21 protein-coding genes are annotated in these 19,029 nt (G+C 63.3%); 8 read left to right on the forward strand and 13 right to left on the reverse strand.

Annotation, left to right across the window (positions count from 1 at the left end; genetic code table 11):
* Positions 1-208: 208 nt before the first annotated feature.
* The gene (locus XH85_RS15755) at positions 209-1,312 is read left to right on the forward strand and encodes a hypothetical protein (RefSeq protein ID WP_128932519.1); all 1,104 of its coding nucleotides are present in this window, start codon (positions 209-211) and stop codon (positions 1,310-1,312) included.
* Between the two features lie 169 nt (positions 1,313-1,481).
* On the opposite strand, the gene XH85_RS15760 is transcribed toward XH85_RS15755, so the two are convergent.
* Genes XH85_RS15760 through XH85_RS15785 form a run of 6 tightly spaced genes read right to left on the reverse strand, consistent with a single transcriptional unit; the run spans position 1,482 to position 7,352 of the window.
* Positions 1,482-1,967 carry a nucleoside deaminase gene (locus XH85_RS15760; protein WP_128932520.1) on the reverse strand — a complete coding sequence of 162 codons (486 nt, stop codon included), beginning with the start codon at positions 1,965-1,967 and terminating at the stop codon, positions 1,482-1,484.
* A 13-nt stretch (positions 1,968-1,980) separates the two neighbouring features.
* On the reverse strand, positions 1,981-3,513 hold the full coding sequence (locus XH85_RS15765) for an ABC transporter ATP-binding protein (protein ID WP_128932521.1): 1,533 nt from the start codon (positions 3,511-3,513) through the stop codon (positions 1,981-1,983).
* Entirely contained in the window at positions 3,510-4,193 is a 684-nt protein-coding gene (gene biuH / locus XH85_RS15770; protein ID WP_128932522.1) for a biuret amidohydrolase, read from the reverse strand. Before biuH ends, XH85_RS15765 begins: the two co-directional genes overlap by 4 nt.
* 11 nt (positions 4,194-4,204) lie before the next feature.
* A complete protein-coding gene (locus XH85_RS15775; protein ID WP_008130281.1) occupies positions 4,205-5,131 on the reverse strand; it encodes an ABC transporter permease in 927 nt (308 codons plus the stop codon).
* On the reverse strand, positions 5,131-6,243 hold the full coding sequence (locus XH85_RS15780) for an ABC transporter permease (RefSeq protein ID WP_128932523.1): 1,113 nt from the start codon (positions 6,241-6,243) through the stop codon (positions 5,131-5,133). Before XH85_RS15780 ends, XH85_RS15775 begins: the two co-directional genes overlap by 1 nt.
* Positions 6,240-7,352, reverse strand: a complete 1,113-nt coding sequence (locus XH85_RS15785; RefSeq protein WP_128932524.1) for a BMP family ABC transporter substrate-binding protein — start codon at positions 7,350-7,352, stop codon at positions 6,240-6,242. The genes XH85_RS15780 and XH85_RS15785 overlap by 4 nt, the downstream gene beginning before the upstream one ends.
* Positions 7,353-7,760: 408 nt before the next feature.
* Between XH85_RS15785 and XH85_RS15790 the strand changes: the two genes are divergently transcribed.
* Both XH85_RS15790 and XH85_RS15795 read left to right on the forward strand, forming a co-directional pair.
* Positions 7,761-9,044 (forward strand): allantoate amidohydrolase, encoded by a 1,284-nt coding sequence (locus XH85_RS15790; protein WP_128932525.1) that lies wholly within the window; start codon positions 7,761-7,763, stop codon positions 9,042-9,044.
* A gap of 73 nt (positions 9,045-9,117) precedes the next feature.
* Entirely contained in the window at positions 9,118-10,506 is a 1,389-nt protein-coding gene (locus XH85_RS15795; RefSeq protein WP_128932526.1) for a hypothetical protein, read from the forward strand.
* A gap of 100 nt (positions 10,507-10,606) precedes the next feature.
* Here XH85_RS15795 and XH85_RS15800 read toward each other — a convergent pair whose 3' ends face one another.
* Entirely contained in the window at positions 10,607-10,828 is a 222-nt protein-coding gene (locus XH85_RS15800) for a hypothetical protein (protein ID WP_128932527.1), read from the reverse strand.
* Between the two features lie 349 nt (positions 10,829-11,177).
* Between XH85_RS15800 and XH85_RS47640 the strand changes: the two genes are divergently transcribed.
* Positions 11,178-11,360: a hypothetical protein gene (locus XH85_RS47640; RefSeq protein WP_128932528.1), complete on the forward strand. Its 183-nt coding sequence runs from the start codon at positions 11,178-11,180 to the stop codon at positions 11,358-11,360.
* 25 nt (positions 11,361-11,385) lie between these two features.
* Here the strand turns inward: XH85_RS47640 and XH85_RS15810 are convergent, their stop codons facing one another.
* The 3 genes from XH85_RS15810 to XH85_RS15820 all read right to left on the reverse strand — a co-directional run bounded on the left by XH85_RS15810 (position 11,386) and on the right by XH85_RS15820 (position 14,063).
* A complete protein-coding gene (locus tag XH85_RS15810) occupies positions 11,386-12,762 on the reverse strand; it encodes a vWA domain-containing protein (RefSeq protein ID WP_128932529.1) in 1,377 nt (458 codons plus the stop codon).
* A gap of 5 nt (positions 12,763-12,767) precedes the next feature.
* Complete coding sequence (locus XH85_RS15815) at positions 12,768-13,715, reverse strand: AAA family ATPase (RefSeq protein ID WP_164940476.1); 948 nt, start codon at positions 13,713-13,715, stop codon at positions 12,768-12,770.
* A gap of 147 nt (positions 13,716-13,862) precedes the next feature.
* A complete protein-coding gene (locus XH85_RS15820) occupies positions 13,863-14,063 on the reverse strand; it encodes a hypothetical protein (RefSeq protein WP_091897156.1) in 201 nt (66 codons plus the stop codon).
* 224 nt (positions 14,064-14,287) lie between these two features.
* Here XH85_RS15820 and XH85_RS15825 point away from each other — a divergent pair, with 224 nt between their 5' ends.
* A complete protein-coding gene (locus XH85_RS15825) occupies positions 14,288-15,262 on the forward strand; it encodes a quinone oxidoreductase family protein (RefSeq protein WP_128932531.1) in 975 nt (324 codons plus the stop codon).
* Positions 15,263-15,302: 40 nt separating this feature from the next.
* Here XH85_RS15825 and XH85_RS15830 read toward each other — a convergent pair whose 3' ends face one another.
* Both XH85_RS15830 and XH85_RS15835 read right to left on the reverse strand, forming a co-directional pair.
* A complete protein-coding gene (locus XH85_RS15830) occupies positions 15,303-15,578 on the reverse strand; it encodes a hypothetical protein (RefSeq protein ID WP_128932532.1) in 276 nt (91 codons plus the stop codon).
* A gap of 102 nt (positions 15,579-15,680) precedes the next feature.
* Positions 15,681-16,289 (reverse strand): S24 family peptidase, encoded by a 609-nt coding sequence (locus tag XH85_RS15835; RefSeq protein WP_128932533.1) that lies wholly within the window; start codon positions 16,287-16,289, stop codon positions 15,681-15,683.
* Between the two features lie 166 nt (positions 16,290-16,455).
* Here XH85_RS15835 and XH85_RS15840 point away from each other — a divergent pair, with 166 nt between their 5' ends.
* Together XH85_RS15840 and XH85_RS15845 are read left to right on the forward strand one after the other, a co-directional pair.
* Complete coding sequence (locus tag XH85_RS15840) at positions 16,456-16,989, forward strand: GcrA family cell cycle regulator (protein WP_128932534.1); 534 nt, start codon at positions 16,456-16,458, stop codon at positions 16,987-16,989.
* A gap of 62 nt (positions 16,990-17,051) precedes the next feature.
* On the forward strand, positions 17,052-17,627 hold the full coding sequence (locus tag XH85_RS15845) for a hypothetical protein (RefSeq protein WP_128932535.1): 576 nt from the start codon (positions 17,052-17,054) through the stop codon (positions 17,625-17,627).
* A gap of 33 nt (positions 17,628-17,660) precedes the next feature.
* Here XH85_RS15845 and XH85_RS15850 read toward each other — a convergent pair whose 3' ends face one another.
* A complete protein-coding gene (locus XH85_RS15850; protein ID WP_128932536.1) occupies positions 17,661-18,017 on the reverse strand; it encodes a hypothetical protein in 357 nt (118 codons plus the stop codon).
* A gap of 702 nt (positions 18,018-18,719) precedes the next feature.
* On the opposite strand from XH85_RS15850, the gene XH85_RS45115 reads away from it, so the two are divergent.
* Positions 18,720-18,905 (forward strand): hypothetical protein, encoded by a 186-nt coding sequence (locus tag XH85_RS45115; RefSeq protein WP_130216251.1) that lies wholly within the window; start codon positions 18,720-18,722, stop codon positions 18,903-18,905.
* Positions 18,906-19,029 lie beyond the last annotated feature (124 nt).

Genomic DNA, 19,029 nt, shown 5'->3' on the forward strand with positions numbered 1-19,029 from the left:
ATCGGGAATGTTTGGCAATAGCGATCCCTTGCCTCTCGTGCTCACTACGTGCGGGCACTCTGCAATCTCCTCGATGACTCGTCACGTGCTGCCGCAACAAGCGGCACGCCGTGTGAAAAGTTGAGGCTTCTCACTCCGGGAGATCGGCGCAAGTGTCGCACCCAGGGGACGTTCATTTTTTACGTGTCCAAACTTGGGGGTATTCAGGATGTCGTTTCGTTACACGGCAATGGCAGCAGCGGCGCTGTCACTTGCCACGCTGGCCACCGGTGGCCTGGCTCAAGCGGCGGATCTGCCGGTCAAGGCGGTCAAGAAGGCGCCGGACCTTCCGTTCTTCCTGGTCATCGATAACCGCGTCACGTTCTCGTACATCTTCAACGCCTCGCAGCCGGGCGCGTGGTCATTCCGGCCGGATGGATCGATCAACAGCAAGACCACCAAGCAGGTCTATTCGTTCACCCATTTCGACCTCTGGGCATACGGCACGAACTTCTTCACCATCTCCATGTTCAAGTCGGATCACAATGACCCGGCGGGACCCTGCACCAACGCGGGCACGATCTTCGGCGCGCCGGCATCCTGCGCCGGAGCGACCGAAATCTATGGCCTGTTCCGCTCGACCTTCGGCTGGAACGAGCTCTTCAACACCAAGGCTTTCACCGCGGGGCCGCTGCACAACATCTCGTTTGAAGTCGGCATGGATGCCAATACGGAGAACAGGTATTTCGGCGCTGCCAAGCGCGACGTCGTCGGCGGCCTGCAGTTTGCGTTCGACCTGCCCTACAAGGGCTACATCAACGTCGCGCCGCTGGTCTATTGGGAGTTCGCCAACCACAATTCCTTCAGCCAGTGCGGGCTGTTCGGTCCGGGCCTTCCCGGAGTGACGTGTCTCGCGGACGGCAACACGTCGTTCAAGCCAACCTGGGCTGTCGAAGTCAATTACTACATGGACCTCGGCTTCCTGCCGCCGAACATGCAGTACTTCTCGATCAGCGGCCGCGCTGGCTGGTACGGCAAGAAGGGCACCGACACCGAGCCGCTTCCCTACAGCCCGGCGAATGGCGTCTACAACACGGCGGTCGAGTTGAACTCGGAACCCATCCGTCTGACCTTCGACGCCTCGAAGGCGGCCTGGGGTGACAAGTACTCCCACTTCGTGGACGTCTGGGTGGCCTACCGCTACTGGCAGAACAAGTTCGGCCTCGATCACAACCTTGCCGTCGGCTGTACCACGGCCGTCGGTGGCCGGACGGTGAGCACCGGCTCCTGCACCGAGTCCTCGCTCTATTCCGGTATCACCGTGAAGTTCTAACGCTCGGTAGTCGCAGGGTGGGCAAAGCGAAGCGTGCCCACCGCTTCTGCTTCTGTAGCACTCCGATGGTGGGCACGGCGCATGCGCGCCTTTGCCCACCCTACGGTACTGCAGGTGACGATGGCGCCGCGTCAAACCTCCGCGGCGTCATCTCCTTTTGGATGTGCTGCTACTTCGTCCACGCGCCCTCGTGCAGCGCCTCGGCCTCATCCTCCAGCAACGGCCCGATCACCTCGGTCGGCCGCTGCCCGCTGGCAAAGACCTCGCGGCAGGGCAGGTCGAGCGTTGGATTCTCCGGATGGTTGCCGGTAACGCCGCGCAGGCGGTGCTCGCTGAGACCGTAGACCACGCGGCCGATGCCGGCCCAGTAGATCGCGCCGGCGCACATCGCGCAGGGCTCGGCGGAGGAATAGAGCGTCGCCGTCGCCAGCACTTCGCGACTGAGCGTGCGGCAGGCCTGCGTGGCCGCGAGGCGCTCGGCATGCGCGGTGCCGTCGTGATCCGGCATGTAGCCGTTCTCGGTCTCGATCAGTACGTTGCTATCCGCATCGACGACGATGCAGCCGAACGGGTGATTGCCATGGGTCAGGGAGCGGCGGGCGATCGCGAAGGACAGACGCAGGAAGTGCTCGTCCCGCTCGGATGCGCCGCTCATCGCTGCTCCCTGGTCAGTGCCCCGCCATGTGCCGGCCGACCACGGTGAGGTCGGCCTCGCTGGTCCGTGCTTCATACACGAATTCGCCGTGGAACATCACCACCAGCCGATCGGACAGTTCGAGCAATTCGTCGAGATCCTCGCTGACGAGCAGCACGGCGGCGCCGCGGTTGCGGGCGGCCATGATCTCGGCGTGGATCTGCGCCACCGCTGCGAAGTCGAGGCCGAAGCAGGGATTGGCCGCGATCAGCACCTCGACGTCGCCGGCAAGTTCGCGGGCGAGCACGGCGCGTTGCACGTTGCCGCCGGACAGTGCCGAGATCGGCGTATCCGGCGTGCGGGTCTTGATCCTGTATTGCGCGATCTTCGTCCTGGCATCGTCCCGAAAGGCGCCGCGATTGAGCCACCAGCCGCCACGGGCGAAGGGCGCACGGTCGAATTCGCGGAAGGCGATGTTGTCGGCGACGCTCATGCCGCCGACGCAGGCGTTCTTCAACGGCTCCTCGGGCAGGAGCGACATCTTGTGGCGCCGCATCTCCTCGCGGCTGGCGCGGTAAGGATCGCCGGCAACACGGATCTCGCCGCTTTCGGCCTCGCGCTGGCCGGCCAGCACCTCGACCAGCTGGCGCTGGCCGTTGCCGGAGACACCGGCGATGCCGACGATCTCGCCGGCCCGGACAGTGAGCGAAACGTCATGCACGGCGACTGCGCCGGCATCGTCGAGCGCACGGAGCTTTTGCAGCTCGAGCCTGGCTTGGCCAGCCTTACCGGTGCGCGGCGGCTGCACCGTCAACTCCTCGGCGCCGATCATGGTGCGAGCCATCGCGTCCGGCGTGAGCTCAGCCACCTTGCCATGACCCGCCAGCTTGCCGCGGCGCAGGATCGTGACGTCGTCGGCGAACGCCATGACCTCGCGGAACTTGTGCGTGATCATCAGGATCGTCAGCTCACCCCTGACGACCAGGCCGCGGAGCATGCCGAGCACCTCGTCGGCTTCCGCCGGCGTCAGCACCGAGGTCGGCTCGTCCAGGATCAGGAAGCGACGCTTCAGGTAGAGCTGCTTGAGGATCTCGCACTTTTGGCGTTCGCCGGCAGAGATGTCCGAGACTTTGGCGCCGAGCGGCACCTTGAAGGGCATGCGGCTCAGAAACGCCTCGAGCTCCTTCATCTCCTTCGGCCAGTTCACCACCGCCGGCACATCGTCGCGGGCCAGCACGAGGTTTTCCGCGACCGTCATCGCCGGCACCAGCGTAAAATGCTGGTAGACCATGCCGAGCCCGAGCGCGTGAGCGTCCTTCGGATTGCCGATCGCCTGCTCGCGCCCGCCGACGAGGATGTCGCCTTCGGTCGCGTGGTAATAGCCCATGATGCATTTGACGAGGGTCGATTTGCCGGCGCCGTTCTCGCCGAGCAGCGCGTGGAACGAGCCCGGCCGCACCTTCAGCTCGACATTGTCCAGCGCCAGGAAATCGCCGAAGCGCATGGTCATGGCGACGGCATCGACGCCGAAGGCGCCGGAGGGCGGTGGCGTTTCGCCGATGATCACGAAATCGCTCCGATGAAGGCGTCCGACGTCGAAACCGCGCCGAACACGCCGCCCTGCATCTTGATCATCTTTAGCGCGTGGTCGTGGTTGCTCTTGTCGGTCGCGCCACAGCAATCGTGCAGCAGCACGCATTCGAAGCCGCGATCGTTGGCCTCGCGCATGGTGGTGTGAACGCAGACGTCGGTGGTGATGCCCGTGAGCACGATGTTCTCGATGCCGCGCACGCGCAGGATCAGCTCCAGGTCGGTGGCGCAGAACGAGCCCTTGCCCGGCTTGTCGATGATCGGCTCGCCCGGCAGCGGCGCCAACTCCGGGATGATGTCCCAGCCGGGCTCGCCGCGTACCAGGATGCGGCCGCAGGGGCCGGGATCGCCGATGCCGGCGCCGATCTGGCGCGAGCGCCAGCGCTTGTTGGGCGGAAGATCGGACAGATCGGAGCGGTGGCCTTCACGGGTATGAATGATATGGAAGCCTTGGCTGCGCATCACTGCGAGCAGCTTCCTGATCGGCTCGATCGGTGCCCGTGTCAGCGAGAGGTCGTAGCCCATCTTGTCGACATAGCCGCCGATGCCGCAGAAGTCGGTCTGCATGTCGATGATGATGAGCGCGGTGTTTTCGGGACGGAGGTCGCCGTTATAGGGCCAGGCATAGGGCTCGGACTTGATGTGTCGCTCGGGCATGATCTTGCTCTCTAGCGTGTGATCGACAATTCCGCCGGGGCTCCGGTCAGCGTGCGTTTGGGCGAGCAGGTGATGATCATGATCGCCAGCGTCAGGATGTATGGCGCGGCATTGAAAAGGTGATACCCGGAGGTGACGCCGACCGATTGCAGCGCCGGCCCCAGCGCCGCGGCGCCGCCGAAGGCGAGCGAGGCCCATAGGCAGAGCAGGGGATCCCAGCGCGCGAAGATCACGAGCGCCACCGCCGTGATGCCCTGGCCCGAGGACAATCCTTCATTCCAGCTGCCGGGATAGAACAGCGACAGGAACGAGCCGCCGATGCCGGCGAGGAAGCCGCCGACCATGGTAGCGCGCAGGCGGATCAGCAGCACCGAGTGGCCCATCGCGCGCGCGGCATCCGAGCTCTCGCCAGCGGTTCGGATGAGCAAGCCCCAGCGCGTGGTGCGGAAGGCCCAGTACAGGATCGGTGCGAGTGCGACGCCGATCAGGAAGAGCACGTTGACGCGCAGCGCGGCGCGGACCTGCGGGACGTCGCTCCACCAGCCGAAATCGATCGCCGGCAGCCGCGGCGCGGTGGGCTCGATCAGCGGCTTGCCGAGATAGAAGGCAAGGCCGGTACCGAACAGCATCAACGCAATGCCGACGGCGACGTCGTTGACGCGCGGCAGCGAACAGATGCCAGCGTGCAGCGCGCCCAGCAGTGCGCCGGTGATGCCGGCTGCGAGCACGCCCAGCCACGGAGAGCCTGAAAGGTAGGAGATGCCATAGGCGCTCATCGCGCCCATCACCAGCGTGCCTTCGAGGCCGAGATTGATGCGGCCGGAGCGCTCGGTGATGCATTCCCCCAGGCTCACGAACAGGAACGGCGTGGAGACACGAATGGCGCCGCCGAGCACGGCGAGCGGGACGGTCCAGAGTCCGATCGATCCGTCTGCCATCAGGACTTGCCTTTCAGGAATCCGATGCGGCCGTAGAGCGCATCGCTGGCCAGCACGAAGACGAAGATGATGCCCTGGAGCACCAGCACGGATGCATCGGGCAATCCGAGGCGCCGTTGCAGCAGGCCGCCGCTGGCGCTGATGCCGCCGAGCAGGATCGCGACGGGAATGATGGCGAGCGGATTTTGCCGCGCGAGGAAGGCAACGAGAATGCCGGTGAAGCCGTAGCCGGCAGCAAGATTGGCATTGGTGCGTCCCTGCACGGCGGCGACCTCGACCATGCCGGCAAGGCCCGCGGCGCCGCCGGCGAGAAAGCAGATGGTTAGGATCAGCTTGTCGACGCCGAGGCCGACGATTTTCGCGGCGCGGATGTTGCCGCCGGCAACCCGCGCCGCGAAGCCGAACACGGTGTGATAGATCAGGACGTAGGCGGCGATGGCGGCGATCAGACCGAACAAGAGGCCCCAATGCACGTCGGTGCCCGGAATGGTGCCGATCATGTTGGCGGCGCCGATATCGCGCGTCGAGGGCTTGTTGAGGCTGGCGGGATCGCGCATCGCGCCTTCGACGAGATGGTTGAGGATTGCGAGCGCGATGTAGACGAGCAGCAGGCTCGATATGGTCTCGTTGACACCGCGATACTGTCGCAAGCCGCCCGACAGCATGATCCACAAGCCTCCGCCGATCACGCCGGCGATGACCATGGCAATTTGTACGGCGAGCGGCGGCATGCCTTGAAGCGCCAATGCGGCGCTGGTTGCCGAGAGTGCGCCGATCAGGAGCGCGCCTTCGCCGCCGATGATGACCATGCCGAGTTGCGCGGGCAACGCGGTGCAGAGTGCGGTGAGGATCAGCGGCGCCGCGCGCGTCAGGGTGTTTTGCCAGGAGAACCAGGTGCCGAACGCGCCGTAGTACATGTAGAAATAAAGGTCGAGCGGATTCTTGCCGAACATCGCGACGAAGATGCCGAACACCACGAGCGCGCCGACGAGCGCCGCGCCCGGGATCAGGACATATTCGATCGTGCCGCCGTGCCGTTGCAGAAAGCCGGAATCGGCGGCCGGGGCTATTGTCCCGACCGCCTCGGCAGAATCCGCCGCTTCCGTCGTCACGAAGTCGCTCCGATCACGCCTTCGACGAGATAGTCCATCTTCTCCAGCTCGGGATCCTTCTGACCGCGATCGGTGCCGGCCGCGATCACCGTCTTGCCCTTGTTGTCGACCAGTCCGCCCTTAAAGATGGCGTAGCCGTCAGCCGAGAGGAATTTGGCCTTGACGTCGTCTGCGTGCTTGCGGGCCTCTGCCGAAACCGCTTCGCCATAGGGCGAGGTCTTGACGATCTCCTCCTTGAGGCCGCCGCGATAGAAGTTCGGGATGCTCTCGCCGGCGGCGATCATCTTCACGAACTTCGGATAGAGCGCTTCCCAATTCCACTCCGCGCCGGTGAGATACGCCTTCGGCGCGAGCGGCGACTGGTTGGTGTGATAGCCGCACACGAAGGCGCCGCGGCGCGCCGCGTTCTCGACCATGGTCTTGGGGCCGTCGACATGGCAGGTGAGCACGTCAACGCCCTGGTCGATCAGGCTGTTGGTGGCTTCGGCTTCCTTGACCGGCATCGACCAGTCACCGGTGAAGATGACTTGCGTGGTCGCCTTCGGATTGGCGAGCCTGGCCCCGAGCGTGAAAGCGTTGATGTTGCGCAGCACCTGCGGGATAGGCTTCGCCGCAACGAAGCCGAGCTTGCCGCTCTTGGAGGTGTAGCCGGCGACGATGCCGGAGATGTATTGAGCTTCGTCGATATAGCCGAAATAGCTGCCGGCGTTCTTCGGATCCTTGTCGCTCCACAAGCCGCCGCAGTGCTCGAAGCGCAGCTTCGGGTACTTGTTGGCCATCTTGACCATGTGCGGATTGTAGTAGCCGAACGAAGTCGGGAAGAGCAGGCTGGCGCCGTCGAGATTGATCATGGACTCGATCGTCTTCTCGACCGCGTCGGTCTCCGGCACCTTCTCTTCCTCGACGACCTTGAGGCCGGGAATCTTCTTCAGCGCCGCCGCGCCCTGCGCATGCGCCTGGTTGTAGCCGTAGTCGTCACGCGAGCCGACATAGATGAAGCCGATGGTCGTCTCGGCTGCGAAGGCCGGGCGGACGCCAACCGCGGCACCGAGGGTCAGGGCCGCGCCGCCTTGCAACAAATGCCGTCGTGAAATCCTGCCAAAATCCATTGCTTGCTCCCCTTGGCGGATGCCCCGCCTCAATCTCGCGGCTACCGCCGGTCTGGCGGAGCTTGGAACAAGTGTCGCAAGCTTCGTGCCACAGGCTGCGGAGCTTTCATTTGAGTGTAAGCTATTGAAAATAATGGAGCTTGCGCGCTGCCCGAATCCTGGTCAGGGGATCGACAGATTAATTTATGGGCAGTAACTCACAATTGTATGCAATGGAGTTAAGCAGCCTTAACCGGTTCGCGCGTGTGCATGACGGAGCGGGACGGTCGGCCGGCCGCTCGCATTCATGCTAACCACGTGCGGATTGGGACGGCGCCGAATGCGTGACTTTCGCTGGCACCGAACTTGTATCGATCGTCATCAGGACCGCCGCGGCTGCGGTCCGCGAGAGATGGAAAGCCCGCCGAAATGGTTGCTGGGAACGCCGTTCAGACGACATCGCTCGGCAAAGAGATCGTGCGCCGCATCAACGAGCTCGCCGCGATATCGGAAGAGGTTGGCAAGCTCACCCGCATCTATCTCAGCAAGGAGCTGCGCGAGGCTGCGGACCTCATCTTGGGTTGGATGCGCGAGGCCGGCATGAGCGCGCATCTCGATGCGATCGGCAATGTGTGTGGCCGCTACGAAGGCGAGCGGCCGGGTGCGCCCTGCCTGATGCTCGGCTCGCACTACGACACGGTGCGCGCTGCCGGCAAATGGGACGGGCCGCTCGGTGTGATCACCGCGATCGCCTGCGTCGCAGATCTCAATCGCCGCGGCAAGCGCCTGCCGTTCGCGATCGAGGTCGTCGGCTTTGCCGATGAAGAGGGAGTACGTTTCGCCTCGACGCTCCTCGGCAGCCGTGCGGTGGCCGGCACATTCGACGAGAGCGTCCTGAACGCGCGCGACCGTGACGGCGTGTCGATGCGCGATGCGCTCATCACGTTCGGCCTCGACCCCGATCATATTGGTGCGGCTGCGCGGGCGCGGCGCGAACTGCTTGCCTATCTCGAGCTGCACATCGAGCAGGGGCCGGTGCTGGAAGCACAGAACCTGCCCGTCGGCGTCGTCACCGCGATCGCAGGGGCCACGCGCCTTGCCGCGCGGCTGACCGGCATGGCCGGTCACGCCGGCACGGTGCCGATGGCTCTTCGGCGCGACGCACTTGCCGGCGCGGCCGAATGCATCGGCGCGATCGAGCAGTTTTGCCGGACCGACGAGGGCGGGCTCATCGGCACCGTCGGATACATCCAGGCAAGGCCCGGCGCGACCAACGTCATCCCGGGCGAGGTCTGCTTCACCATCGACGTGCGCGCACCAACTGACATGCATCGCAAGCGTGCAGTCGCCGACATCGTCTGCCAGATCGAGGCGACCGCCAAGCGCCGGCAATTGGTGCTTCAGCTCGACGTCACGCACGAGAACCGCACTGCCCCCTGTGCGCCGTGGCTCAAGGAGCAGATCGCTCAGGCGATCGGAGCGGAAGGTTTTTCCGTATTCGAGCTGCCGAGCGGGGCAGGGCACGACGGCATGGCGATGATCGACATTGCCGATGTCGGCATGATCTTCGTCCGCTGCCGCGGCGGGATCAGCCATCATCCTGATGAGCATGTCGAGCTCGCCGATGCCGACACCGGCGCGCGGGTGCTGCTGCGGGTGATCGAGAATTTCAGGCCGCGGGAAGGTGAGTTGAGCCCGCAAGTCACGGGATAGAGACACGAATCAGACACGCCTAAAATGGTGACGGCCTTCCGCCGGGGCCACGAGGCACAATTCGACGAGACATATGAACAGCGACATTTCTTTTCCGCGCCATCGCGAAAGCCGGTTCTATCAGGGGCTGACGGCGACCTTCGTTGCCAACGCGCTTCAGGCGGTGAATTTTCTCGGCGATCGATTCCTACGGCAATCGCATCATCCGTTCACTGCCATTGCGGACCTTTACCGGCACGCGATGGACAGCGCCTTTTCGGTGACCGAGGCATTCCTCGTCACGGGGGCGCCGCACGCTTCCGCCTATTATCCGCGCGATTTCGCCTGGTTCTATCCCGACGTTCTCGATCCTGAAACCATCATGGATTCGCAGGACGCGGTGCGACGGGCCCGTCTGCTCGAAAAGAGCGTGCGTCTGTTGCTGGAGGCGGTTCGCGCTGGCGTCGTCACCACGACCATCGTGCCGGCGGGACGCGATCGGTATCTCGGCGTGAACTATTTCTCGCGGCCCTCGGATACGCTGCTCGGCATCCTTGCCGGTCTCCAGCAGATGCTGTCCGCCGAGGACAGGGCGTCGTCCTTTCTGGCAATGTCGCAATGCGCGCATGCTGGCCGCCTTCTGCTGGCCGAATACGGCGCCGACCTGAAGCGGGCGATCCTCCAACTCGCAAGCGAGCTGGAGCCGTTCGAGGCTGACGGCACCAGATGTTTGCTGTGCGATGCCCGTGCCCCGCGCTCTGCGGCAACGGACACCCGCGCCGAGCGCCGACGCTTCGTAACCAATGCCTGTGTCTACACGACGTTCGTGTGGGGCGTGCAGCTCGGAATCGTCGACGAGAACGAGCTGAAACGGCTGCTCGGGCGCGACCTCGCGCAGCACAAGAGAGACCTGCTCCGGCTGTTCGGCAAGGACGGCTACATCAGACATTCCCTGGACGGCCCGGCGGCTACGCCAGCGTCCTCGGTTGCGCTGGATTTCGTCAGCGTGCATCGCGGCTTCTGGGACCTGAACGAGGAAAGCGAGCGCGCCCTGTTCGCGGCCACGGCGGATTTGATCATTGCGGAGCCGCGCTTCCGCATCCCCAGCACGTTCCACTTCCTGGTGTCGGCGGATAATCCGCGGACCAAGATGATCCACAAGATCGCGGCTCCCGCCTACCAGGGACGCTCATCCTGGCCGACATTCAACGTCGAGTTTGCGGATCGCATGCTGGACTTCGACGAATTCTCGGGGAGTGGCACCTACCGGGCCTGCGCCCAGGGAATATTGGATGACATTCGGGCTGCAACCGAGGTCCATGGCGGCTATCAGGAACTGATCTCGGAGCGAGGTCTGAAATATCGCACCTGGGCTTATAAGGGCGCCGTGGCTCATTCCTGGTTTCCCCGCTTCCTCTCTGTCTGGAGGAGGGCATATGGAACATCGCTCCTCCGTGGGATGACTGATCCGCAAGTCGGTTAACCAGTCGGCGGGGCCACCCTCGAGCAGTTTTGCTGCCAGGGTCATCTAATCCGATTTAGGCAAGACTTGATGATCGGGCGAGTGCAGCCCATCGTTCGCATTAAGCCACGAGATCCAGCAGTCGGCATGATCCGCGCACCAGCACCTTGCGTCCGGTGGGCGTCATCTCAGGCAAGCCATCATTGACGACAACGAGGCCGAGCTTGACGAGACTTTCGAGAAGGTAGGCCTTCGAGAGGCGACCGTTCGATGCCGGATTGCGAAGTGTGCGTAGCGCTTCCCATTGATCCGGTGAAAGATCGAAGTCGACGTCGTTGCTCATGTTGCCTCAAGCGATAGTACCGTTCGCGCGCCTCTGTTAGCGACGCTGCATGAAAACCATGCGACGACAATGAGTCGGGAATTCGGTGCGTTGTTTGGAACGTCTCTTCACAAATTGCCGCACTTCGTTGCGCCACAAGAGTTAAGATCGCTCCGCCGCTAATATCGTTCCGGACCTCGATCACTTATTGATGATGTCGGCTTGATGTTGCGCTGCGAACTGCCGCGCTGCACGGGAAGTGCTGCTGTCCCATTTCGCGCCGCAATATGCTGAAAAAATGAGACGGAGCGTTCGGGACACTGTTAGGTTCGTTCGCGGTGAATGGCTTCACAGGCAGGGAGTGGAGTACATGAATAGGCTGGTCGAAATTCGCCGTCAGGAATCGCTGTGCCGAGAGCGCGCTGCGCTCGATTTCGAGCGCCGCGTTTTCTGGCTCGCGCAGGCGGAAGAGTGGAAGCAGCGCGCTGTCGACGAAATCGCGCATCACTTTCGCGAGTGCAATCTTGCTCACGCCGAGCTCACCGCCGCCTGACGATAGAGGCGGGTGCGATCGCCGCTTATCGATAACTGGCCACGATATCGGATACCGCGCGCTCGAGTTGCTGCGCGGTGGCGCATTGACGTACGACGCTGCAAAAGGTCGCATAGCGCGGCATCTCGGAATCGCCAAAGCCCCAGGCGAGCCGTCCTTCCGGATTGAGCCAGACCAGTCGCTTCGACCGTTCGGAGATGCGGCGCAGAATGTCGGCGCGCGGGTCGAGATTGTTGCTGCGGGCATCGCCGAGCACGATCACCGTGGTCTGTGGCGTCAGCGTGCTCATGAACTCTTTCTCGAAATCGACCAGCGAGGAGCCATAGTCGGACGAGCCGAAGCCGACCTTGGACATGATCTCGGCCATCGCCTCTTCCGGCGAGTTGTTCTCCAGGATCTCGCTGACCTCGATCAGATGCGAGGAGAAGGCAAACGAGCGGACGTCATCGACTACCTCGTGCAGCGAGTGGATCAGCAGCAGGAAGAAGTCGGAGACCTGAGCGACCGAGCCGGAGACGTCGCAGAGCGCCACGATCTTGGGTCGGTCACGATGCTTGCGCTTCCATGCGGTGAGGAACGGTACGCCGCCCCAGGCTGCGTTGCGGCGGAGCGTGCGGCGAACGTCGAGATGGCCGCGGCGCTGGCGCTTGCGCGGCTTCGAGTAGCGCTCGCGCAGCCGGCGGGCGATCTGGCGGATGAGAGCGCGCATCTCGGCGACCTGCCGCCGCTCGATGCGCGCGAGCGGCGCGTTGCGCAGAATCTCGTTGCGAAGGTTTTCGGCCTCCTCGCGGGCGTAGAGCGCGAGCCCCTGCGAGACCGTGTCGCGCACCGCTTCGCGCAAGGCATCGAGCGCGGCGCGCAGACGCTCGGCCAGGGACGGGTTGGTCGCGGTCAGTTGGTCCAGATCGTCCCGCAGGCGCTGGAGGCCCATGGCGTCGAGGATGCGGCTGGAGAAGATGCCGCGCTGGGTGGAATAGCGGATATCGGACAGCGAGGCAGCACCGGAGGCACTGGCGATCGCCGCTGCGATCGCATTGCGATCCTGCGACAGCAGCATCTGCGCAAGAGGGCCGAGTTCCTTGGGAGGCTGACCTTCACCGGCTTCGCCGGCCGCGTCCGATGCGGACGACTGATCTGAGTCCTGCGAAGCGTCGTCGCTGCCGGCCTCGGGCTGATCCTGCCGCGGTTCCGGCTGGCTGAAGAAGAGGTCGAAACAGTCGCCGAGTGCGAGTTTTTCGTCCTGCGACTTGGCGAGCGTTAGCAGCAGGGCGTCGCGCAAGATGGCGCGGTCGGAGAAACCGACCTGCTTGACCGCGCGCATCGCATCGATGCTTTCGGCGGGCGAGACGTGAACGCCGGCGCCGCGCGCCGCCCGAAAGAAACGATGGAGATTCTCGCGCATCGGCGTCAACCGAAGACGTTGGATCGTGCCGCCTTGGCAATGAAGGTCGCAACTTGTGGCACTGCTGCCTCGATGTCGGCTTCGTATTTCAGGAGGACGTTGAGCGTATCCTTGACGATCTCGGTGTCGAGCTCCGAAGCCTGGAGCAGCACCAGCACGCGTGCCCAGTCGATGCTCTCGCTGACCGAAGGCAGCTTTTTCAGATCCAATGAGCGGATCTCGTGGATGAAGCCGACCATCTGCCGGCGCAGCGTCTGCGAGATGCCGGGCACGCGGCTCTCGACGATGCGTTCCTCCAGCCGCTGCTCGGGAAAGCCGATGTGCAGATGCAGGCAGCGCCGCTTCAGGGCATCGCCAAGATCGCGCTCGCTGTTGGAGGTGAGGATCACGGTCGGCGGCGTGATCGCGGAGACGGTGCCGAGCTCGGGGATGGTGACCTGGAAGTCGGACAGGATCTCCAGCAGCAGCGATTCGAACTCCGCGTCCGACTTGTCGATCTCGTCGATCAGGAGCACGCAGCCGCCCGGCTGCTCCAGCGCCTGGAGCAGAGGGCGCGGCTCGACGAATTCCTTGGAGAAGAACACGTCGCCGAAATCGTGCAGCTGGTCGAGCGCGGCATGCAGCGTCTGCGCACCGCCCAGGACTTCGCCGAGCTTGTCCTTCAGGATCTGGGTATAGAGAAGCTGCTTGGCATATTTCCACTCGTAGAGCGCCTTGGCCTCGTCGAGGCCTTCATAGCATTGCAGGCGGATCATCTTCATGCCGCGCCAGGCGGCAATCGCCTTGGCAAGCTCGGTCTTGCCGACGCCCGCGGGGCCTTCGACCAGGATCGGCTTCTCGATCTGTTGCGACAGATAAACGGCGGTCGCGATCTGCCGGCTCGCGATATAGCCTTGCGCGGCGAGGCCGCTCTCCACTGCCTCGATCGAGGTCGAGGCCTTCTGATCAGCCACGAAAGGGCGCTCCCAAAGGTCTTGCTTGAGGCTTGTTCTGCCTGCGTTCCGGGCAAAGAACAAGCCTCGTTTGGGAGACATCAGACCCGCGCGAACGGCGTTTTTTCCGCTTAACGCAAATAGTTGAGCGGTGCGCGGGCCCCGCGATCAGTGCCGCAGCTGCTCCGGCTTGCGGATGGTTTGTCTGACCTCGGCGCCGCAATCGGCGCATTCATAGACAAAGTCGATCTTGGCAAGGCTCCAATGCGGTTCGACCTCGCGCACATACATCGGCAGGAACCCCATGCAGGTGGGGCAATTCACTGGCGCGATTTCGACATCCTGATGATGCTGAACATAAGCTGGCATCTCGGCTCTCCTTCGCAGGCGACTACCAAACCCCGCGTGAAGGCTACTGCCACTCGCCCCAGGCCCGTCATCAACTCTTCCGAACAGAGACGGAACGGCGGGCGTTTGTTGCCCGTTGTGACATTCTTGTTACGTGTCTGTACTGTAACGGCCGGACCAAATGCCTATTTCACGGGACGATCAGGTGCTCTGAACTTCACTGCAACGATAAGGGAGTAACGCCCATGACGCATGCCATTCGCTTTCACAAGACCGGCGGCCCGGAAGTCCTGGTCTGGGAGGAGGTCAGCGTCGGCAAGCCCGGACCGGGCGAGGCGCGCATCCGCCACACCGCCGTCGGTCTCAATTTCGTCGATATCTACAACCGCTCCGGCCTGTATCCGGCGCAACTGCCGAGCGGGCTCGGCAGCGAGGCGGCCGGCGTTGTCGAGGAGGTCGGCCCAGGGGTCACCGATCTGAAGCCGGGCGATCGTGTCGCCTATGGCGCCTCACCGCTCGGCGCCTATTCCGAGGCCCGGCTGATTCCCGCCGACCGCTTGTTGAAGCTGCCTGACGGCGTCGATGACAAGACCGCGGCGGCGATGATGCTGAAGGGACTGACGACGCAGTATCTGATCCGGCAGACCTATCGGGTGAAGGCCGGCGACACCATCCTGCTCCACGCCGCAGCCGGCGGCGTCGGTCTGATCCTGAGCCAGTGGGCCAAGCATCTCGGCGCGACTGTGATCGGCACCGTCAGCAACGACGAGAAGGCAAAGCTTGCCAAGGCGCATGGCTGCGACCATGTCATCATCTACACGCGCGAGGATTTCGTGAAGCGCGTCGACGAAATCACCGGCGGCAAGAAGGTGCCGGTCGTCTATGATTCCGTCGGCAAGGACACGTTCCTGAAATCGCTGGACTGCCTCGCGCCGCTCGGCGTCGTCGCGCTGTTCGGCCAGTCCTCCGGCGCGGTGGAGCCGCTCAATCTCGGCCTGTTGGCCCAGAAGGGCTCGCTCTACGTCACGCGGCCGACGCTGTTCACTTATGCCGCCAAGCGTGAAAGTCTGGTCGCGATGGCAGGCGAGCTGTTCGACGTCGTCAAGTCCGGCGCAGTCAAGATCGAGGTGCGCCAAACCTATCCACTGAAGGATGCCGCCAAGGCGCATGCCGATCTCGCGGCGCGCAAGACCACGGGATCGACCGTGCTCATGGTGTGATATTCACCCGAGACGGTAGGGCAGAGGCTGCCGGCTTCCGTCACGTCCGCTCGTGCTTGCGCAGGTCGCGGGCGTGATCGAGGCGCTTTGCCTGAAGGTCGATGTCTTCGGGCGGGATCTGGGGTAGCGCAGCCTCGGCCAGGATGGCCTCGGTCACGTCCTCGACCGAATTCTCGGCGATTTCGTGGATGAACGAGACGTTCTGGTATTCGCCCGAAACGATGCGCGAGATGACCTCGCGCCTTGTGATTTCGGGATCGACGACCGCCTCGCGGCCGCGCCGCCCATAGTCGATCATCACGACGAAATATTGCATGGAATGAACCTGCCGCCCTCCTGAGTCGGGAGGCGCGGCAGAGTTATTTCCGAAAATCAGAATTTAGTCAAGGGCGATTTCCAACAATCGTAAATCAGGGTCCTATTTGCCCTTCTTGCGGGGGCGGGCCGACTTGGCCCGCAGCCGCTCGAGCTGTCCCTTGGGCATGGAAAGGCAGATCTCTCCGACCCAGTCGAGCTTCACGCCGACGATCGGCTTGGCGTTGAAGCTGGTGAGATTGACGACGGACGGGCTTTTCCCGCGCTCGATGGTCTTCAAATAGCGCTCGCCAGTCTTGAGCCGGACCACGGCCTCTTCGCCGTAGAAGCTCGACAGCGGATGGCGCTGGTCCTTGTAGACCACGATCACGTCGCCGTTCTCGTACTTGGGCAGCATGGAGTCGCCTACGATCTCGAAGGCGACCGTCTCTTCCATGATCGGGAAGGGCAGCGTGATGTCGCCGAGTCCCTCCGGCGGAACCTGTTCATAATCGGGCTCGATCACGGCGCCGGCGCCGACGCGGCCCATGATCGGCGCGAGGTTGAGCTCGAGATATTCCATGATCGGAATGATCTCCGAGGCCTTCACCAGGCGCTCGCCGCCGAGAATCTCCGAGACCGCGCCGGGCCGCACGCCCATGGCCGCCGCCAGGCCGCCCTTGCTCTTGCCCGTCTTTTCCAGGCCCCGCTCGATCATTGCAACGTCCAACATGGTGATTCCCTCGATTGCGCACGTCTTGCCTCTTATAATCCGAAATTCGGAATTGATGCAATTATGAATATCAGAATTATCGCTTGACTTTCGATTCGGAATACTGGAATGTGCTTTCCCACCGCCCGATCGTGCGATCGAAGCAGGCGCATCACAGGACAACAGCATGGAACCGGGCCATTGGCCGTCGGAGCACTCCGACGCGCTTTGCGACTATTTTCTCAAAGGAATGTCTTACGCGGCAATCGCAACGGGGATTAACGCAAGGTTTGGAACGGCTTACACGCGCAACGCGGTGGCTGGTCGCGCCAAGCGGCTGGGACTCGTCGCATTGGCGCGGATGACGAGCCCACCGATCGTGCCGTCTTTGCCGGGCGAGGCCTGTCTGCCTTCGCCGCGCCGTCCGGCGTTACCGAGCCTGAACCTGCTGCCAAAATCCGCGATGAAACCTGCGGCGCGCGTGAAGTTGCGCTGTGTCGGCGTCCAGCCACGCCTGATCCCGCTGCTCGAACTCGCGCGAGGCGACTGTCGCTATCCCTATGGCGGCGACAAGGACGGGAAGGAGATCACGTTTTGCGGCCATCCGCGTCAGCCCGGCTCCAGCTATTGCGCGCCGCATGCAGGTCTGACGCGGCCATCCGGGGTTGCGTCCGCCCGCGTCGTCGGTCCCGTCGTGTTGAGGCTGGTCTCGGCCGGCTGAGGAGGCGGCCACCCCGTTCGACTATCGATTTTGCAATCGCCAACTTTGCAAGGAGTATCCGAGTGGCACGTGCTCGACGCAATAAATCTTACAAATTGGCTGGAATCTACGACCGGCGGTCCCGCGACGTGCCGTTCAATGCCGATGTGGCGGAAGTCGAGGTCGACAATCCGCTGGCGCTCGATGCCGGCGAGAAGATTGTGCCCGTCCGGTCCGTCCGTAGTGACCCGCTCGGCCGGCTTCACGCGCACCATCAAATCGACGAAGCACAATATCGCGGCGGGCGCGCCTTCCAGAGCGATTGGGAGAGAGCGGAGAGGGGCCCTCAGGCGATGGATCCGACCCGCGAATATGTCGATGGCGCGCGTACGCGCGAGCCGGTCACCGAAAGCCAGCGCCAGGCGGTGTTGCGGCTGAACCGAGTCGAACGCGAACTCGGCACCGACGGCGCAGCATTGGTGCACGACGTGCTCGTGCTGGGCTTGACCATGGATCAGATCGGGCAGCGGCGCGCCGTTCGTACGCAGCGCTGGAACGACTATTTTGCGCGGCGTTTTCGTGAATGCCTGGACCGGCTGGCGCTGATCTACGGTTTTGCGATGGAAACGGGGACACCACGGGCAGAGCAGCGCAAATGACGACGGCACGCCCGCGGGCATGCCGTCTGCTGCTTACGGATGCGGTACGATCTGGTAAGGCGTGGAATACGGCTCGACACGGAGAGAGGCGTTGGCCAAGAGCCCGATCTTGGCGGTCGGCGCCTGCTGCAATTCGCCGTTCGGGCCGCGGTGCACGTTGTACTGCCAGACGGTGAGATCGCCTTTTTGCGCCAGCGCATGTGCAAGCGTGCTCGCATCATTTCCGCCGAGCGCCTGAAGCTCCTCCGCCGACAATCCGACGATGATTTCGTCCTTGATGGTGACGATCTTGAACAGGTTCATCCTGGTCTCCTGCGCCCATGCGCCTTGTATCGAGAGGGTAAGAAGCGCGACCGCGGCGCCATTGATCAGATCGCAGCGAGAAAGCATGCCGTCGTCCTTTGGTGGTGACACGCGCCCAAATCATGAGTCTATCAGCCATGGCGCCGTCGTCCGCGTGGCCGTTCCGCAACCGCTTTGTCGTTCGCTCCTAAACAACGGTTCACACGCGGAAAACATATCGGAACCGATGAGGCTCGCAGGGAAAAGTGCCAGCGGGACGCATTCCGATGAGGAGGGCGGCCGATCCCAAGGCGCTTGCCGCGTTGGTCGACTTCACCGGCGCCCCAATCGGAGGATTGAAGACGAGCGTTCATGTCGCTGTCGATACAACCGCTGGGAAGCTACTCAACAATTACGTGTATATGCTGCCGAGGCGCCAGTTCGTCTCCGCAAATGTCTGTTCACATCGGAAACAAGGCGAAACGCAGTGCCGATTGACAGCGATCTCGGCTGTATGCGTGATTGATGCCGCTTCTTGACGCAGGTGGGTGACGGCGGTCGAATTTCCTGTTATCCGGAATTGCCGTGGCGCGATGCGGGCGAAGCATCGCTACGCCGGCCGTTGGGCTTGCCGGATCGGTTGTTCCTTGGCATAATTGCAACCTGCTCGGTTGGGCCCCATCCGTTCGGCTAAGGAAGTTCGGCCTGCGGCCGAGAGCTGATTCTCGCCATTGTATTGGGTTGCGGCGTCGCTCCTCGAGTGCGACTTCGACGCAAGAACTGAAGGCTAATGCTTGTCATAGGTGAGGGATGAAAAACCTCAATTTCGCGGCTGAACTGCACCTCAAGCTTGGCGCGCCTGCGAGCGGCACCGTCGAAAGTCTGCGCTTGCTCCGTGCGTTCCTGAAGCTCGAGGCTCGGCAGCGTTTCGAGGTCATCAAGCTCGTCGAAGACCTCGCCACCGAAGAAACTCTTCCCGAACACCCCCTGTCCTGAGTCTGGCCGCGCCGGCCAACACCTCGTCCCTCGTTTCCTCCCAGATCCGGCCCACCGGGCAACCTTTGCCCGGGGGCTGGCCGCTGGAAGGCGATCCGGCAAGTGTGGTATTCAGTCAGAAAAG

The sequence above is a fragment of the Bradyrhizobium zhanjiangense genome (assembly GCF_004114935.1).
Taxonomy (GTDB): Bacteria; Pseudomonadota; Alphaproteobacteria; order Rhizobiales; family Xanthobacteraceae; genus Bradyrhizobium; species Bradyrhizobium zhanjiangense.

Bases quoted from the DNA above. Each gene is read 5' to 3' on its own strand.
- XH85_RS15835 (WP_128932533.1), bottom strand. From the start codon at position 16,289: ATGTTGGACGTTGCAATGATCGAGCGGGGCCTGGAAAAGACGGGCAAG.
- XH85_RS15795 (WP_128932526.1), top strand. From the start codon at position 9,118: ATGAACAGCGACATTTCTTTTCCGCGCCATCGCGAAAGCCGGTTCTAT.
- XH85_RS47640 (WP_128932528.1), top strand. From the start codon at position 11,178: ATGAATAGGCTGGTCGAAATTCGCCGTCAGGAATCGCTGTGCCGAGAG.
- XH85_RS15825 (WP_128932531.1), top strand. From the start codon at position 14,288: ATGACGCATGCCATTCGCTTTCACAAGACCGGCGGCCCGGAAGTCCTG.
- XH85_RS15775 (WP_008130281.1), bottom strand. From the start codon at position 5,131: ATGGCAGACGGATCGATCGGACTCTGGACCGTCCCGCTCGCCGTGCTC.
- XH85_RS15760 (WP_128932520.1), bottom strand. From the start codon at position 1,967: ATGAGCGGCGCATCCGAGCGGGACGAGCACTTCCTGCGTCTGTCCTTC.
- XH85_RS15830 (WP_128932532.1), bottom strand. From the start codon at position 15,578: ATGCAATATTTCGTCGTGATGATCGACTATGGGCGGCGCGGCCGCGAG.
- XH85_RS15755 (WP_128932519.1), top strand. From the start codon at position 209: ATGTCGTTTCGTTACACGGCAATGGCAGCAGCGGCGCTGTCACTTGCC.
- XH85_RS15840 (WP_128932534.1), top strand. From the start codon at position 16,456: ATGGAACCGGGCCATTGGCCGTCGGAGCACTCCGACGCGCTTTGCGAC.
- XH85_RS15820 (WP_091897156.1), bottom strand. From the start codon at position 14,063: ATGCCAGCTTATGTTCAGCATCATCAGGATGTCGAAATCGCGCCAGTG.
- XH85_RS15850 (WP_128932536.1), bottom strand. From the start codon at position 18,017: ATGCTTTCTCGCTGCGATCTGATCAATGGCGCCGCGGTCGCGCTTCTT.
- XH85_RS15785 (WP_128932524.1), bottom strand. From the start codon at position 7,352: ATGGATTTTGGCAGGATTTCACGACGGCATTTGTTGCAAGGCGGCGCG.
- XH85_RS15800 (WP_128932527.1), bottom strand. From the start codon at position 10,828: ATGAGCAACGACGTCGACTTCGATCTTTCACCGGATCAATGGGAAGCG.
- XH85_RS15790 (WP_128932525.1), top strand. From the start codon at position 7,761: ATGGTTGCTGGGAACGCCGTTCAGACGACATCGCTCGGCAAAGAGATC.
- biuH (WP_128932522.1), bottom strand. From the start codon at position 4,193: ATGCCCGAGCGACACATCAAGTCCGAGCCCTATGCCTGGCCCTATAAC.
- XH85_RS45115 (WP_130216251.1), top strand. From the start codon at position 18,720: ATGAAAAACCTCAATTTCGCGGCTGAACTGCACCTCAAGCTTGGCGCG.
- XH85_RS15810 (WP_128932529.1), bottom strand. From the start codon at position 12,762: ATGCGCGAGAATCTCCATCGTTTCTTTCGGGCGGCGCGCGGCGCCGGC.